General features: G+C 70.1%; 13 protein-coding genes. 9 read left to right on the forward strand and 4 right to left on the reverse strand.

What is annotated here, in order from left to right; all coding sequences use genetic code 11:
- Positions 1 to 65: 65 nt before the first annotated feature.
- Genes JWP28_RS14070 through JWP28_RS14080 form a run of 3 tightly spaced genes read left to right on the forward strand, consistent with a single transcriptional unit; the run spans position 66 to position 2,483 of the window.
- Complete coding sequence (locus JWP28_RS14070; protein WP_299543825.1) at positions 66 to 563, forward strand: glycosyltransferase; 498 nt, start codon at positions 66 to 68, stop codon at positions 561 to 563.
- An 11-nt stretch (positions 564 to 574) separates the two neighbouring features.
- Entirely contained in the window at positions 575 to 1,453 is an 879-nt protein-coding gene (locus tag JWP28_RS14075; protein ID WP_299543827.1) for a hypothetical protein, read from the forward strand.
- A 10-nt stretch (positions 1,454 to 1,463) separates the two neighbouring features.
- Complete coding sequence (locus tag JWP28_RS14080) at positions 1,464 to 2,483, forward strand: alpha/beta hydrolase (RefSeq protein WP_299543829.1); 1,020 nt, start codon at positions 1,464 to 1,466, stop codon at positions 2,481 to 2,483.
- Between the two features lie 3 nt (positions 2,484 to 2,486).
- Here the strand turns inward: JWP28_RS14080 and JWP28_RS14085 are convergent, their stop codons facing one another.
- The 3 genes from JWP28_RS14085 to JWP28_RS14095 form a co-directional block, all read right to left on the reverse strand.
- Positions 2,487 to 3,533 carry a glycosyltransferase gene (locus JWP28_RS14085; RefSeq protein ID WP_299543831.1) on the reverse strand — a complete coding sequence of 349 codons (1,047 nt, stop codon included), beginning with the start codon at positions 3,531 to 3,533 and terminating at the stop codon, positions 2,487 to 2,489.
- The gene (locus JWP28_RS14090; protein ID WP_299543833.1) at positions 3,530 to 4,948 is read right to left on the reverse strand and encodes an oligosaccharide flippase family protein; all 1,419 of its coding nucleotides are present in this window, start codon (positions 4,946 to 4,948) and stop codon (positions 3,530 to 3,532) included. Before JWP28_RS14090 ends, JWP28_RS14085 begins: the two co-directional genes overlap by 4 nt.
- A 159-nt stretch (positions 4,949 to 5,107) precedes the next feature.
- The gene (locus tag JWP28_RS14095; protein WP_299543835.1) at positions 5,108 to 6,589 is read right to left on the reverse strand and encodes an exopolysaccharide biosynthesis polyprenyl glycosylphosphotransferase; all 1,482 of its coding nucleotides are present in this window, start codon (positions 6,587 to 6,589) and stop codon (positions 5,108 to 5,110) included.
- A 301-nt stretch (positions 6,590 to 6,890) separates the two neighbouring features.
- Between JWP28_RS14095 and JWP28_RS14100 the strand changes: the two genes are divergently transcribed.
- A complete protein-coding gene (locus tag JWP28_RS14100; protein ID WP_299543862.1) occupies positions 6,891 to 8,081 on the forward strand; it encodes a glycosyltransferase family 4 protein in 1,191 nt (396 codons plus the stop codon).
- 8 nt (positions 8,082 to 8,089) lie between these two features.
- Here JWP28_RS14100 and JWP28_RS14105 read toward each other — a convergent pair whose 3' ends face one another.
- A complete protein-coding gene (locus JWP28_RS14105) occupies positions 8,090 to 8,431 on the reverse strand; it encodes a hypothetical protein (RefSeq protein WP_299543837.1) in 342 nt (113 codons plus the stop codon).
- A gap of 217 nt (positions 8,432 to 8,648) precedes the next feature.
- Here JWP28_RS14105 and JWP28_RS14110 point away from each other — a divergent pair, with 217 nt between their 5' ends.
- From JWP28_RS14110 to JWP28_RS14130, 5 genes are all read left to right on the forward strand, one after another.
- Positions 8,649 to 10,181 carry an AlkA N-terminal domain-containing protein gene (locus JWP28_RS14110; protein ID WP_299543839.1) on the forward strand — a complete coding sequence of 511 codons (1,533 nt, stop codon included), beginning with the start codon at positions 8,649 to 8,651 and terminating at the stop codon, positions 10,179 to 10,181.
- Positions 10,156 to 10,701 carry a methylated-DNA--[protein]-cysteine S-methyltransferase gene (locus JWP28_RS14115; RefSeq protein ID WP_299543841.1) on the forward strand — a complete coding sequence of 182 codons (546 nt, stop codon included), beginning with the start codon at positions 10,156 to 10,158 and terminating at the stop codon, positions 10,699 to 10,701. Before JWP28_RS14110 ends, JWP28_RS14115 begins: the two co-directional genes overlap by 26 nt.
- Positions 10,702 to 10,780: 79 nt before the next feature.
- Positions 10,781 to 11,371 carry a DedA family protein gene (locus JWP28_RS14120; protein WP_299543842.1) on the forward strand — a complete coding sequence of 197 codons (591 nt, stop codon included), beginning with the start codon at positions 10,781 to 10,783 and terminating at the stop codon, positions 11,369 to 11,371.
- Positions 11,372 to 11,477: 106 nt separating this feature from the next.
- Complete coding sequence (locus JWP28_RS14125) at positions 11,478 to 11,693, forward strand: hypothetical protein (RefSeq protein WP_299543843.1); 216 nt, start codon at positions 11,478 to 11,480, stop codon at positions 11,691 to 11,693.
- A 136-nt stretch (positions 11,694 to 11,829) separates the two neighbouring features.
- Positions 11,830 to 14,364 carry a polar localization protein TipN gene (locus JWP28_RS14130; protein WP_299543844.1) on the forward strand — a complete coding sequence of 845 codons (2,535 nt, stop codon included), beginning with the start codon at positions 11,830 to 11,832 and terminating at the stop codon, positions 14,362 to 14,364.
- The last annotated feature ends 1 nt before the right edge of the window (position 14,365 follow it).

The following is a 14,365-nucleotide window of genomic DNA, read 5'->3' on the forward strand; positions in this document are numbered from 1 at the left end:
TGCGTGGTCTCCCAATGGCCCGAGGTCGCGGAGCGTGAGAAGGTCGGCTGCTGGGGCGCGGTCATATGATCTTCGCCTCCGTGGGCTCCATGTTGCCATTCGACCGCCTGGTGCGGGCGGTGGACGAATGGGCCGCCGCCAACCCGGCCGAGCCGGTGTTCATCCAGATCGGCGGCGGCGAGTACGAGCCCAGGCACGCGCCCTTCGTACGGATGATGCCGCACACCGAATATCGCCGGCGGCTCGAGAAGTGCGACCTGTTCGTGGCCCATGTCGGCATGGGCTCGATCCTGCAAAGCCTCGAGGCCCGCAAGCAGCTGCTGATGCTGCCGAGGCTGGCCGCGCTGCGCGAGCACACCACCGACCACCAACTCCATACGGCGGCGCGGTTCCGCGACACCGAGGGCCTGCTGATCGTGGACGACACTCAAGCCCTGCAGGCGGCGATGAGTCGGCTGCTGCGCGAGCCGCTGGCGCCGTCCGCGGGAATTTCGCGGTTCGCACCGCAACCGATGATCGAAAAGGTCGCGCACTACCTCACCGCGCGTCCGACCCAACAGTGAGCAGCCAGGCGATGGACCGCATCTTTTTCGGCGACAATCAGTTCTTCGGCGTCAACCACATGTCCGAGGAAAAGGCGCGCCAGCAGCTGATGCGCTTCCAGGACATCAACGCCATCGTGGAGGTGCTCCATGCGGCCTACTCCGCGGGCGTGCACGGCTTCATGTGCACCACCCACGAGCGGATGATCGAGGTGACCGAGATCATCCGGAAGGAGCCCAAGAAGTGGGCCGGCCTGCGCTTCTACCCGGGCATGCCCTATGCCCATAAGTACGCCAACGCGGTGACCGAGCTCGGCCCGTTCGAGGCGCTGAAGCGATTCCTGCCCAGCGACGGCGTGCTCGACACCGTCATGCGCGGCGGCAAGGCGCTGCTGAAGCGCGACGTCGAAGGCATGATCACCTTGCTGGTGGATGCCGAAATGAAGGCGTTCGAGGGCTTGGACACTCCGATCATCTTCCTGCAGAACGTGGTCACCGACCTGGTCCTGGGGCTCGGCTACTACGACGCCTTCCGGGTGTTCGCCGACCATGTGCGCAAGCGCTACAAGGCCGAGCCCGGGTTCTTCACCATGAACCTGCCGATGCTGGTTCCGGCGCTGGGTTCGGTGGGCGTGGAGAATCCCATTGTCTGCGCGAATGTGAATAAGATCGCCTTCCGGATGTCGGGCGGCATCGAGGCCTACCGCGAGGCCACCGCACGCCACCCGGCGCGGGTGATCGCGATGTCGGTGCTGGCGTCCGGCGCCCTGCCGCCACGGGAGGCCATCGAGTGGGTGACCAACGAGCCTTATGTGGAATCGATCCTGTTCGGCGCCTCGAGCCGGCGGAATATCGAGAACACCGTCGCCCTGATCCGGGAAGCCGACGCGGCGCGCCTCGCCGCCGCCTAGGGCGCGGCGGGTGACATGCCCCCGGCGCCCGACGATAGCGGCGGCGGTCGCGGCCGGCGTCGCCGCGGCCCTTCCCGCCCTGCCGGCCCTCCATGCCGCCAGCGCCCTGGACACCCGCCCGATCCCCATGGAGACCTACGATCGGCCCGGCCGGCTGGTCGTCCTGCCCGACCATCGCCGCCTCAACCTGCGCTGCATGGGCCACGGATCGCCACTGGTCCTGCTGGAGTCCGGCTTCGGCGGCGGCTCGATCGGGTGGCCGAAACTGCAGCCGATGATCGCGGCCAGGACGCGGGTCTGCTCCTATGACCGCGCCGGCTATGGCTTCAGCGATCCGGGCCCGTTGCCGCGGCACGGCGTGGCGATCGCCAGGGACCTCGACTATGCCCTGCGCGCGGCGGGCTTGCGTGGTCCCTACATCGTCGTCGGGCACTCGGCCGGCGCCCTCTACGGCCAGCTCTTCGCAGGCCGCCGCCGCAAAGAGGTCGTGGGCCTGGTCCTCATCGATCCCTCGGTGACCTACCAGGACAAGCGGATGGCCGCGATCTTTGGGTCGGGCGCCGGCAGCCTGGAGCCGATCCGCCGTCGGGTCGAGCGCTGCCTGGCCGCGACCGAGGCCGGCGGCGCGGCGGTGACAAATTCGGCCTTCGCCGAATGCGTGCCGATCACCGCCAGCACCGAGGTGCGCGCCGAGGGGCTGCGTCCCTCGCTCTGGCGCACCCAGCTGTCCGAGCTCGACACGCTGTTCACCGAGACCTCCGACCAGCGCGCACGGCTGGGCGAGCTGATCCGCGACGTGCCGACCATCGTGCTGACCGCGTCGCGGACCGGCGAACCGGCGCCCGCGGACGACCCCGGCGACCGCGTGTGGGAAGGTGTGCACCGCGAACTCGCCGCGCAGTTCACCCACGGCTCGCAGCGGTTGGTGAAGTCAGGGCACCTGATGATGAACGAACGCCCCGACGCGGTCGCCGCGGCGGTCCTGGAACTGGTCGAGGCGAGCCGGCTGGCGCCGTTGCGCGGGGATTAGTCGCTATAGGCCGGCGGTTTCCGGATCGACGGCCGAGAGGCTCTGCTCGGGGCTCGGGGCCGCGGCGATCCGCGCCGCGCCGATGTGGATCGCCGTCCGCGTCAGAAACTGCAGGCTGCGCCGGGTCGCGCCGAGGAGCCACGTGGCGGCGAACAGCAGGCCGCTCACCGCGGCGCGGGCATAGAGGCTGAAGACGCTGCCGGTCACTCTGTCCATCTCGCGCTTGCTGCTCGCCATGTGGTGCGCGCCCGGCCAGACGCGCTCCATGTAGGCGGCGGTCTCACCGCACGACAGATAGAATTCGTAGACATATCTCAGGGTCTGGCGCTTCACGGGTATGATGTGCCGCACCTTGGCCTCGGGCGTCCACCAACCGACGGCGCCGGCCTTCATGATCTGGAACATCACCTCGGCCTCCTCGCCCACGCGGCGCTGCAAGGGCGATACGCCGAGCGCCGGCTCGTAGAGTACCCGGCGCTGCTCGGCCGTTCGCACAGCGAAGTTGGCGCCCCAAGGAATGACTCCCCGGTCGAAGTCCAGAGGGATGGCCTTGTCCCCGTAGTTGCGTTTCGCCAGCAAGGTCGTGAGCGGCCACTGGTCGGCGAGCCTGCTGAACCACTTCGGCGTCGGCGGTTGCAGCACCGGAATGATCTCGCCGCCAAAGACGGCGGCTTCAGGATGTCGCGCGAACGCTGCGGCATAGGCGGCAAGCCAGTTCGGATCGACAAGGACGTCGTCGTCAGTCCAACAGATATAGGTCCCCGCCGCCTCGGCGACCCCCAGGTTGCGGGCGTGCGAGAGGCCTGCAGCCTCTTCCCGCACTATACGGATCGGCAAGCGGTCCTCGAATGACGCGGCCACCTCGGCCGTGTTGTCGGAGCTGCCGTTGTCGACCACCAGAACCTCCCAGCGAAGCTCCTTCGGCGGCCTCAGGTTCGCCACCGAGGTCAGGCCACCGCTCAACTGCAAAGCCCGATTGCGGGTGCAGATGATCACCGTGATGTCGACGGCGTCGCGCGCGGCGGGGCTGGGCGGTGTCCGGGCGCTCATAGCAGGCCGGCTGCGTTCCAGGCCCCGCCGATCACCGCGGCCAATCCGGCCGCCACGGCCACGCTGGAGACGAAGATGAGGACCGTGGCGATCTCGACGCCGAGAGTTCCAGACATGTGTCGCCGCAAGCCCGGCAGGAGTGAGAAATAGGCCAGCATCGGCGCTCCCACGAGGACCCAGATGGCGCCGTGCAGGCCCCAGGTGTGCACGGTGAGCAAGAGGCCCACGATCAGCACGACCAGGCGGACCACGTTGGCGAACGCCGAGTAGCGCGACGCGCCCGAGGCCAGCAGCGTGCTGCCGACCGGCATGGCGAAGACATCCACCGCAGCCCGGAAGCCCAGGAACTGCACCATCCAGCCAAGCGCCGCGTAGGACTTGTTGAGGTGCAGCAGGGCGACGAGCGGCGGCCCGAGCAGGATCGCGCCCCAGGCGACGCAGACCGCCAGGCCGGTGAACATCCACTTCACGTGGCGGAACTGACGCCGCGCGACGGACGCGTCCTCGCGGATCCAGCCGGCCATCATCGGCAGCAGTACCTGGGAGCCGAGTTGCGTGATGGCGCTCAACGGCGTGGTGACCAGCATCGAGGCGAAGGCGAAGCAGCCGAACTCGATGTCCGGGACCGAGCCCTTCAGCATCAGGACTTCGCCCCGGCTGGAGAGGAAATAGGTGCCGGTCGAAAGGATAATCCAGCCGCCGAACTGGACGATCCCTTTGGCGACGGCCCCGTCCCAGGCGAACTTCACGCGCGGGCCGGCGAATTGCGAGGCGACGGCGTAGGCCGCCGAGGTTGCGACGGTGCCCGCCACCAGCGCCCAGGCGGAGGGCTGCTTGAACGCCCAGACAACAGTGACGACGAACCCGACCACTTCGGAGACTACGGTCACCATGGTCGGCAGGCGAAGGTCGACCCGGCGGGTCATCACCGACAGGCCGGGGTTGGCGAACCCGCGAAGCAGCACGGACATGGCGCCGAACAGCAGCAATGGCGCGAGCTGCGGGTCCCGATAGATCCAGGAGATCGGGAAGGCCATGGCGGCGGCCAGCAGATAGAGCGCGCCGCTGCGCATCGCCTGGACGGAGAAGGCGGTGCCGAGGAACCGGGGGTCCGCGCCGTCCCGGTGCTGCACGATGTTCACCCCGATGCCCAGGTCGGAGATCATCTCCAGGCCCATCAGGATCGTGGTGATGACCGCCACCGTGCCCAGCGGGGCGGCGTTCAGCAGCAGCTTGGCCAGGACGATCCGCGAGACGAATCTCAGCGCCGTCTGCACCCCGTAGCCGGCGATCGACCATGCGCCTCCACGCAAGGCCTTCCCGGCCTGTTCCGACCGGCGCAGGTTCATCACCTGGCGCAGGGCGCCGGCCATCCGGGCGCGGGAGCCGGAGGAAGGGGTGGCGAGTTCGGTCAAGGGCGAAGGTTCCGGCAGCTGGTCGATTGCAGAGCCCCCCGGACGCGGCGCGGCCCGATCCGCGGCGAATCCATCGGGCGCGCCGCGTCCAGCGTCAACGGGCTTGCGCGGGGCGGGGCCGTTCCGGCGGACACTGCGTCCAACATGCCGCAGACCGCGCTAGCGCACAGACTGGGTGTCGCCCAGCACGCACGGCAGGGTTCGCGCCATGATCGCTAGGTCCAGCCAGACCGACTGGCGCTCTACATATTCCAGGTCCAGGGACACGCGCCGGCGCACCGCCTCGGGGGTGTCGACCGGCCCGCGCGAGCCATTGACCGCGGCCCAGCCTGTGAGGCCGGGCTTCATCCGATGGCGGTGGGCGTAGGTCTCCACAAGCTTCGAAGCCTCCGCGCCGTCGGTCAGCATGCCGATGGCGTGGGGGCGCGGCCCGACGAGCGACATCTCGCCGCGGATGACGTTCCACAACTGCGGCAATTCATCGAGGCTGGTGCGGCGCAGGAAGCGGCCCACGCGGGTGATCCGGTCGTCGTTGGCGCTCACCTGGCGGGCGGCGGTGTGGTCGGCGGTCTCCGCGCGCATGGAGCGGAACTTCCAGACCAGCACTTCCTCGTTCATGTAGCCGTGCCGGCGCTGCTTGAAGAGCACGGGCCCCGGGCTGTCGAGGCGGATGGCGACCGCGATGGCGGTGAGCGCCGGGGCGAGCAGGACGATGGCGGCCATGCTGAAGACCACGTCGATCACGCGCTTCACCGCGCCCTGCAGTGCGCCGCGGCGTACGCCGGAGAGGTGGGCCAGCGGCATGTCCAGCAGCCGATCGTGGGCCGCCTGTTCGGTGGCCGGGTCGAAGCCGTCCATCAGCAGGCTGATGTCGTTTGGGCAGGGCGCAAGCTCTGCGATGAGCTGGGCGATGCGCGCCGTGGCGCCGGACGGCACCGCCACGACGATGCGGTCCACGTAAGGCAGCAGCCGGTGGCTCTTCACGTCGGCGGTCCGGCCAAGCACCGGCACGCCGAAGATGTGCCTGGGCGCGCGCTCCCCGCGATCGTCGAAAAAGCCGAGGATGTTCACGTCGCGGTTGGAGAGCGCCGCGGTCACCAGGCGCTGGGCCGCGGGCGTCGCCCCGACGATCATCAGGTTGGGGGTCAGCAGGCCTTGGCGGCGCAGGCGGCGGACGTAGAGGAACCAGCCGAGGTGCGAGGCGCAGAGCAGGGCGACGGCGATCAGGCACCAGTCGACGATATGCAGGATGTTCGCGGCCTTGGCCGCCGGCGCGGTCAGCGAGGCGAAGGTCAGCATCATCAGGCCCGAGCCGCCCACCGCGCCGATGACCTTGTAGATGTGATGATAGAGGCGCTCGCGGGCGCTTAGCTGGTAGGCCTCGAAGCTGACCAACGTGCCCGCCACCAGCGCCGAGGCGGCCAGCACCAGGGCGGTCGAGCTGCCTAGGGCGCCGCCGAACGACTTGACGAAGAAGATGCCAGCGAGGAGCGCCAGGTCGCTGATCTGCACCGATCTGGCCAGCGCTCCGCCGCTGAGGCGCGAGCGGGCGCTCGCCAGACGCGAGGGGCGCAGGGGACCGCGCCGGTCAGCTCCGGATTTCTCGCTCTCGGCCCCCGCGGCGCCAGCGTCGTACGGCATCTTCGCTTCGCCTCAACTCTACTACCGCCGGAGAATGACGGGCGCGGCTGAGCAAGCCGTTAATCCTGAAGCCGAAACCGCAGTGGGCGCCTCATCGGACGCCCAGGCCTGGCTGCCAACCCTTGAGGGAATCGCGCGGCGCTTCACGGCATGGGGGAAACCGCTTGTTAGGGGTAAATGCCCTATTATAGATTTCTTATAGGCTACCGGGGGGTATTCCGCTTCGAAACAACCTGGGCCTTGGGCGTCCCTCGCCTGAGGCTGCGGTCGGCTGCGGGTTGTGATGGGGCGCATGGCCAAGATGCGAGTACTGTACAGTTTTCCGCATGGTATCGGTGCGCCGGGCATAGGCACGACCGCGATCCATCAGGTGCTTGGATTGCTGGACCGGGGCCACGACGTTACTGTTATGGCGACGAGCATACACCGGTCGTCTCCGCCTTTGCCTAAGGCGATCGAAACGATGGCCGTTGGCGGTCGCCGAGTGCCCCATCGAATTCTGGGTATGGATCGCGCGATGGCCTACCACGACTGGTGCGTCGCAAAGCATCTTCAGAGCCGTCCGACTTCATATGACGTCGCGCACTGCTGGCCGGGCGCGACGCTCCACACGGCCCGCGCAGCGCTGAGCCTGGGCATTCCCTCGCTAAGGGAGGCGCCGAACACCCATACGGCGGACGCCTACGAAGTCGTCGGGCGGCTTTGCGGCGAGCTTGGCCTGGTTCTGCCGAAGGGGCACTCGCACCGGCGAAATCCGGGACGCCTGAAGCGTGACGAGGCCGAATACGCGGCCGCGTCCCATGTTCTGGCGCCCTCCGACCATGTGATGAAGACGTTCACGGATCGCGGGTTTTCGAGCGAAAAGATGTTGCGGCACCATTACGGCTTCGACCCGAAGGCGTTCGCGCCGCGAGCGGCGCCGCGCCGCGGGCCGCTGCATGCTGTGTTCGTCGGCACGATCGGCCCCCGAAAGGGCCTGCATGTCGCCTTGGAGGCATGGCGCAGGGCAGGCGCTCCGGGACGGGCGCGCTTTTCGATCTATGGCCGGATCGTCAACGGCTACGAGCGGATCATCGAGCCATATCTCAGTCTCCCCGGGGTGACCCTGCATGGCTTCACCGAGGATGCAGCCGCCGCCTTCCGGGCCGCCAATGCGCTCATACTGCCCTCCTTCGAAGAAGGCAGCGCGCTGGTCACCTATGAAGCGCAGGGCTGTGGCGTCGTACCGCTGGTTTCGGACGCCTCAGGCGCGCGATGCACGCACAAGGTCACGGGCCTCACACATCGCGCCGGAGACGTTGACGAGCTGGCAGGCCACATAGCCCTGCTGATGGATCAGCCAGAGCTCCTGCGGTCGATGCGGGCTTCGGTTATTCGCCATCGCGATCGCCTCACCTGGGCCGCGGCCGCGGAGCGGCTCGAGGACTGCTACCAGCTTGCGCGCCGGCCTTGGCTCGAGGACTCGAGTCTCAGCGAGAGCGTGGCGGCCTGAAGACGTCGTCAGAGGCGGCGGTGACGGCCCGAAGAGGGTAGCCGCCGCGACGCAGGTTGCCGGGCCTCGCCAGGCCGAACCAGGCGGGCGGCGGGTTGCGGGCGCAGGGGCGTGTCGGGCTCGGCCGGAAGCGCAGCCGGTTCGCCCGGCTGCTCGGCCTCGGGGGCGCGCAGGAGCGAGAGTTCGGAGAGCACGTCGCCGTTGCGGGCGATCAGCAGATCGACCGCCTCTTCGCCGATGCCCAGCGCGCGATAGAGGTTGCGGCGGGCCCTGAGCTCGGCCCTGGACGCGGCCACGAGCAATGCGCCCGCTGCGATCACCAGCCCCAGCCCAATGATAAGCAAAGCCAACAACGTCATCGAACCCCGCCGCGAATGGGGAAGCCTTTCTTACGCGCCCTGTACCGAACCTGAACAATGGCTGGGCGCGGCGTTCCGCACCCGCAAAAATAAAGCCTGAAAGGATGACAAAAGCGTGCAAAGCCGGCGAACGGCGCAAACATCGTCGATTGATGTCCGAAAACCGCGAGACTTGCGCAGGGCATGCCCCCATCTTGCCGGCATGGACATGGATTTCGAAGCCTGCCGCCGCGCCTTCCTGACCCGCGATCCGCGGTTCGACGGCCGCATCTTCGGCGCGGTCCGGACCACGGGCATCTATTGCCGCCCGATCTGCCCGGCGAGGACACCGAAGGCGGGGAACATGACCTTCTATCCCACCGCTGCGGCCTGCCAGGAGGCCGGCTACCGGCCTTGCCTGCGCTGCCGTCCGGAATCCTCGCCGGACCTGGGCGCCTGGCGGGGCACGTCCAACACCGTCTCGCGGGCGCTGGCGCTGATCGAGGCGGGCGCGCTGGACGCCGGCGACGTCGATGCGCTCGCCTCGCGCCTGGGGGTCGGCGAGCGCCAGCTGCGGCGGCTGTTCCGCCAGCACCTGGGCGCCTCGCCAGTGGCGGTGGCGCAGACGCGCCGCGTGCTGCTCGCCAAGCAGCTGATCCAGGAAACCCTGCTGCCGATGGGTGAAGTTGCGCTGGCCTCCGGCTTCGGCAGCGTGCGGCGGTTCAACGAAACTTTCCAGCAGCTGTTCGGCCGCCCGCCGGGCACGCTACGCCGCAGCCACGCCGAAGAGGCCAGCGCCGCGGCCGGCGGCATCACCGTCAGGCTGCCCTACCGCGCGCCGTATGACTGGGCGGCGATGATCGGCTTCCTGGGCGCGCGCGCGATCCCGGGCGTGGAACAGGTCTCGTCGCGGCGCTATGCCCGCACGCTGTCGGTGGACGGCGCGCTCGGGGTAGTGACCGTTTCACCCGGGGCCGGCGACTTCCTGGTGGCGGAGATCCGCTTCCCGAAGGTCCAGGCGCTGCCGGCGGTGATCGCCCGCATCCGGCGAGTGTTCGACCTGACCGCCGATCCCGCCCTGATCGGTGACCACCTCAGCCAGGACCCGGCGCTGGCGCCGCTGGTGGCCGCCCGGCCGGGCCTGCGGGCGCCTGGCGCCTGGGACGGCTTCGAGCTCGCGGTGCGCGCGATCCTCGGCCAGCAGATCACCGTCACCGCCGCCCGCAGCCTCGCCGCCAAGCTGGTGGAGGCCTATGGCGCGCGGCTCGACGACCCCTTCGCGGCCTCGCTCGGCCTGACCCGCGCCTTCCCGACGCCCGAGCGGCTGGTCGGACAGGACATCGCGGCGCTGGGCATGCCCAAGGCGCGGGGCGCGGCGCTGGAGGCACTGGCCCGGACGGTCGCGGCGGACCCGGCGATCTTCACGCCTCGCGCCGATCTCGAGACCGCCATCGCCGCCCTGAAGGCCCTGCCGGGCGTGGGCGAGTGGACGGCGCAGTACATCGCGCTGCGCGAGCTGCGTGAGCCCGACGCCTTCCCGCAGGCCGACATCGGCCTCCTGCGCGGCATGGCGGACGAGACCGGGGCGCGGCCGACGCCAGCCGAACTGCTCGCCCGCGCCGAGGCTTGGCGGCCCTGGCGGGCCTATGCCGCGCAGCATCTCTGGGCGGCCGACGCCGACCAGCTCTCCAAGACCGCCGCATCCAGGACAGCCGAAGCCAAGAGGAGCAAGACCGATGCCGACCACCAACGCGCCGCCTGAAGCGCTGACCCTCGACCGGCTCGCCACCCCGATCGGCACGGCCCTGCTGGTCGCCGACGAGCAGGGGGTGCTGCGCGCCTTCAACTGGACCGACTACGAGCCGGCGATGATGGCCTGGATCGCGCGCCACTATCCCAAGGCGAAGCTCGCCGAGGGCAGGGCGCCGGCGGCGGTGCGCGGCCCCTTCGAGGCCTATTTCCAGGGCGATTCGCGCGCCCTCGAGGCGGTGCGGTGGCAGGCCTCGGGCACGACCTTCCAGTTGAAGGTCTGGGAGGCGCTCTGCAGTATCCCGGCTGGTGAGACGCTGAGCTATGCAGGCCTCGCCGAGCGGATCGGACGGCCGAGCGCCGTGCGCGCCGTGGGGCTGGCGAACGGGGCCAACCCGGTGGCCGTGGTCGTGCCCTGCCACCGGGTGATTGGAACCAACGGCTCGCTCACCGGCTATGGCGGCGGCCTGCCGCGCAAGCGCTGGCTGCTGGGCCACGAGGGCGCAAGCTTCAAGGACCGTCTCGCGGCCTGACGTCGCTCTCCCGCATCGGCGGCTGACCGGCGCATGGCCTGTGCTATGAGCCCTGCTCTTTTGGTCAGCCGGCGAGGCAATGGAAGAGTTCCTGCGACAGTACGGCCCGATCGGGATCTTCCTGGGCGCAGGGTTCGAGGGTCAGACCGCGGTGATCGTCGGCGGCCTGCTGGCGCGCCAGCATATCGTGCCGCTGTGGCTGGTGCTGGCCAGCGCCACGGCGGGGTCCGGGCTCGTCGACCACCTGCTGTTCGTCGCCGGCCGGCGGTTCCGGACGCACCGCTGGGTGGTCCGCGCGACCGAGCAGCCCGCCTTCGCGCGGGCGCTGCGCTTCATCGAGCGGTTCCCGATCAGCTACATACTCGCCTTCCGCTTCATCTTCGGCCTTCGGGTCGCGAGCCCGATCGCCGTCGGCGTCTCGCAGATACCGACCTGGCGCTTCACCGTGCTCAACATCCTGGGGGCGGTGATCTGGGCGGCGGCCTTCACGATGGCCGGCTTCGTCTTCGGCGAGGCGGTGCACAACGTGTTCGGCCACGGCCATCACGCCGGGCGCTGGACGCTGATGGCCGCCGGCGGGATCATTGTCGCCGTGCTGATCGTCTGGGCGGTGCGATACCTGCTGGGGCGGCGCAAGCATGCGCCCGAGGCGCCGGCGGGCGACGCCTGAAGGCGGCGCAACATTACGCAAAATTCACGCGGCAGGCTGTCGCCCCATGGCTTGGCTTGCCGTATAACACCGCTCGACGGAATCGCTTCGCAGCCGGGGTTCGGCGATGACGACCTTTACCGAGATTGTCGCTGCGGTGGTCGTGCATTCCTCGGCCGTCGCCCTGTCGCATTTCGGCGTCACCATAGAGCCGGCTCAGGTGGAGCGTCCCGCGCCGCCGCCCGCCGAGCGCGTGGTCGCCCGCACGCCGCAGCAGCACCACGCCGTCAAGCTGACCTCCTGCCGGCAGCCGCACCACCCGGCGACGGCCCTCAAGGCCTGAACCCCGCGACACACCGCCTCTGATCGCGCCTGACGCGCGCACGGCTGTTTGCGTCGCGACCCATCGCGGGTAATCCTTCGTAGGCAGTGGGGCGATGGCGGGGGTCGCAGCCGGGCGGCATCGACGGAAGAGGCGCATGAGGATCAAAAAGCGGACCCGGCCGGCGGATTTCGGCGCCGCGCCACGCGCGGCCTTTGCCGAACCCACGCCCGTGGCCGAGGCCCTGCCAGAGGAACGCTCGTCCGCGGATCCGCAAGCCTGGAGCCCGGCAGAGGCGCCGCGCTTCCACTCGATGACCGCCACCTCGTCCCGCACGCCGGCGCCGCAGGAGGCGGCGGAAGAGGATTACGAGGACGTGGCTCCCGATCCCTTTCGCCCGCCGCCGGCCTGGCCGCTCTATCTCATAGCGCTGGCCGTGTCCGCGCTCTGGGCGCTGGGCCCGATCGCGTTTGCGTTCGGCTATCGCCATGCCATCGCCCCGCTGCGCGACGACAGCTTCGCCATGCTGGTGTTCGGCCTGCTGGCGATCGGACCCGGGGTGTTTGTGTTCTTCTCCGCCTACATGGTGCGCCAGGGCCAGAAGCTCGGGGCGGAATCCCGGCGGACCAAGGCCATGGCCGAGGAGATGCTGGCCCCGGCGATCTTCGCCGCCGCGCGCGCCGGCCAGGTCACCCAGGGCGTCCGCGACGAGATCGTCCGCGCCGGCGTGGCGGCCGACGAGGCGCGCGAGACGCTGCTGGCGCTGCGCGAAGCCCTGGCCGTCGAGAGCCAGAAGCTGCTTGAAGGCGCCGACGCCTCGGTCCGCACGACGCAGGAGCTCACCACCACGCTGGGGCGCGAACGCTCGGAGATGGGCGCGCTGGCCCACAGCCTCGACGCCCAGGCCTCCCGCGTCGCCGACAGCATCACCCAGCAGGCGCGGATGGTGGCCGAGGCCTCCGAGGTCGCCGAAACCCAGCTTCGCGAGGCGGAGGCTGCGCTCGCGGCCCGCGCCGCCGACATCGCCGCCGCGGCCGGGGAAGCCAGCGACGCGGCCCGCACCGCCGGCGAAGACCTCACCCGCCACATCGCCCGCTTGGAGACCGCCGGCGCCGGTGTCGCCGAGCAGGTGCGCGCGGTGGAAGGCGGCCTCACCGAACAGCGCACGGCGCTGATCACGCTGGCCCAGGCGCTGAAGGCCGATCACGAAGGCTTCGCCGACCACGCGGAGGTCCACGCCGCCAAGCTTTCGGAGTTCATCGACCAGGCCCGCATCTCCTCGACCGAACTCAGCGACCGGGCGGTCAAGGGCGGCGAGAGCCTCCGCGCCATGATGACCGGCGCCGCGGAGCAGTTCCGGGAGCTGACCGAGGCCGCCGAAGCCGAGCGCACGCTGTTCGGCCAGTCGACCCTGCGGTCCCTGGAAACCATCTCCGAAGCCGCGGCCGAGCAGCGCACCAAGCTGGAGGCGCAAGCGCAGGCCGCCATCGAAGCGCTCGCCGCGGCCGCCGAGGAGACCCGCGCCGCGGCGGCCGGCCATGCAGCCACCGCCCGCGATCAGGCGGACCAGCTCTCCGAAGCCGCCGTCTCCGCCGGGCAGAAGGCCAACCAGGTGTTCGAGGTCAGGCTGTCCGAAGCCCGCGCGCTCGTCGAGCAGTCGTCGGAGATGGTGGACCAGGCCGGCGCGGCTACGGCCAAGCGTCTGGAGGACGGCGCGGCGGCGGCGCGGGCCTCGCTGAGCGCGCTGCAGGAGATGATGACCGAGATCGACCAGCGCGCCGCGCGGCTGCCCGCCACGGCGCAGAACCAGATCGACCTGGTGCGGGCCGCGGTGACCGATGGGCTGGAAGAACTGACCGTCCAGGCGCGCCGCACCGCCGAGGAGGCCCAGGCCATCGATGCGGCCTTCCAGGAGCGGGCGCGCCGCAACTTCGAGATGCTGAGCGAGGCGGTGCGGTTGATGGGAGTCACCGCGGCCATGCCCGCGGCCCCGCTGGCGCCGCTGCACGCCGCGCCGCCGCCCGTCGCGCAACTTCGCCCCGACCCCCCTGCGCTGGAATCGCCGGCGCCTGCGCCCGTCGAAGCCGCCGAGGACGAGACCGACCTGGCGCTGGAAGAGCTGATGGAGCCGGCGCCGGCTCGCGAGCCGGTGTCGGATCCCGGCCTTCGCCCGCGCCTCAGACTCACGCCCACCGCCACCGACGAGGAGTTCTCCGCGGTCTTCGAAGCCGCCGGCGGCCTGGCGGCGGATCAGGGCGAGGCGGCGCCCCACGAGGGCGAATCCTGGACCTGGAAGGACCTGCTGGCATCCATCGACGGCGCCGAACCCGAGGGCGAGCGGCTGCAGGACATCCTGGGGGCGGAACTCACGACGATGGGCATCGAGCCTGCCAAGCTCCTGCCCAAGGCGCGCATCGACGAGATCGCCGCCGCCGTGCAGACCGGCGACACCGAGGGCGCGCGCACGGTGGTCAAACGGCTGGCGCCTGCCGCGTCCCGTCGCATCGAGCGGCGCCTGTTCACCGACGAGGACTCCAGGCGCCGCGCCGAGGTCTACATCCGCCGCTACCAGACCCTGGTGGACGACGCGATGGTGCGCGATCCCGAGGGCTTCCTGATGGCCAACCTGCTCGGCGATGACGCCGGGCGGCTCTATCTGCTCCTGGACGCCGCGGCGGGAGACCTGGTCTAGG

The organism is Phenylobacterium sp. (assembly GCF_028290885.1).
Classification (GTDB): domain Bacteria; phylum Pseudomonadota; class Alphaproteobacteria; order Caulobacterales; family Caulobacteraceae; genus Phenylobacterium.

Excerpts from the sequence above, each read along its gene's own strand:
- JWP28_RS14070 (WP_299543825.1), top strand. The coding sequence starts at position 66 with ATGATCTTCGCCTCCGTGGGCTCCATGTTGCCATTCGACCGCCTGGTG.
- JWP28_RS14075 (WP_299543827.1), top strand. The coding sequence starts at position 575 with ATGGACCGCATCTTTTTCGGCGACAATCAGTTCTTCGGCGTCAACCAC.
- JWP28_RS14085 (WP_299543831.1), bottom strand. The coding sequence starts at position 3,533 with ATGAGCGCCCGGACACCGCCCAGCCCCGCCGCGCGCGACGCCGTCGAC.
- JWP28_RS14095 (WP_299543835.1), bottom strand. The coding sequence starts at position 6,589 with ATGCCGTACGACGCTGGCGCCGCGGGGGCCGAGAGCGAGAAATCCGGA.
- JWP28_RS14100 (WP_299543862.1), top strand. The coding sequence starts at position 6,891 with ATGCGAGTACTGTACAGTTTTCCGCATGGTATCGGTGCGCCGGGCATA.
- JWP28_RS14110 (WP_299543839.1), top strand. The coding sequence starts at position 8,649 with ATGGATTTCGAAGCCTGCCGCCGCGCCTTCCTGACCCGCGATCCGCGG.
- JWP28_RS14115 (WP_299543841.1), top strand. The coding sequence starts at position 10,156 with ATGCCGACCACCAACGCGCCGCCTGAAGCGCTGACCCTCGACCGGCTC.
- JWP28_RS14120 (WP_299543842.1), top strand. The coding sequence starts at position 10,781 with ATGGAAGAGTTCCTGCGACAGTACGGCCCGATCGGGATCTTCCTGGGC.
- JWP28_RS14125 (WP_299543843.1), top strand. The coding sequence starts at position 11,478 with ATGACGACCTTTACCGAGATTGTCGCTGCGGTGGTCGTGCATTCCTCG.
- JWP28_RS14130 (WP_299543844.1), top strand. The coding sequence starts at position 11,830 with ATGAGGATCAAAAAGCGGACCCGGCCGGCGGATTTCGGCGCCGCGCCA.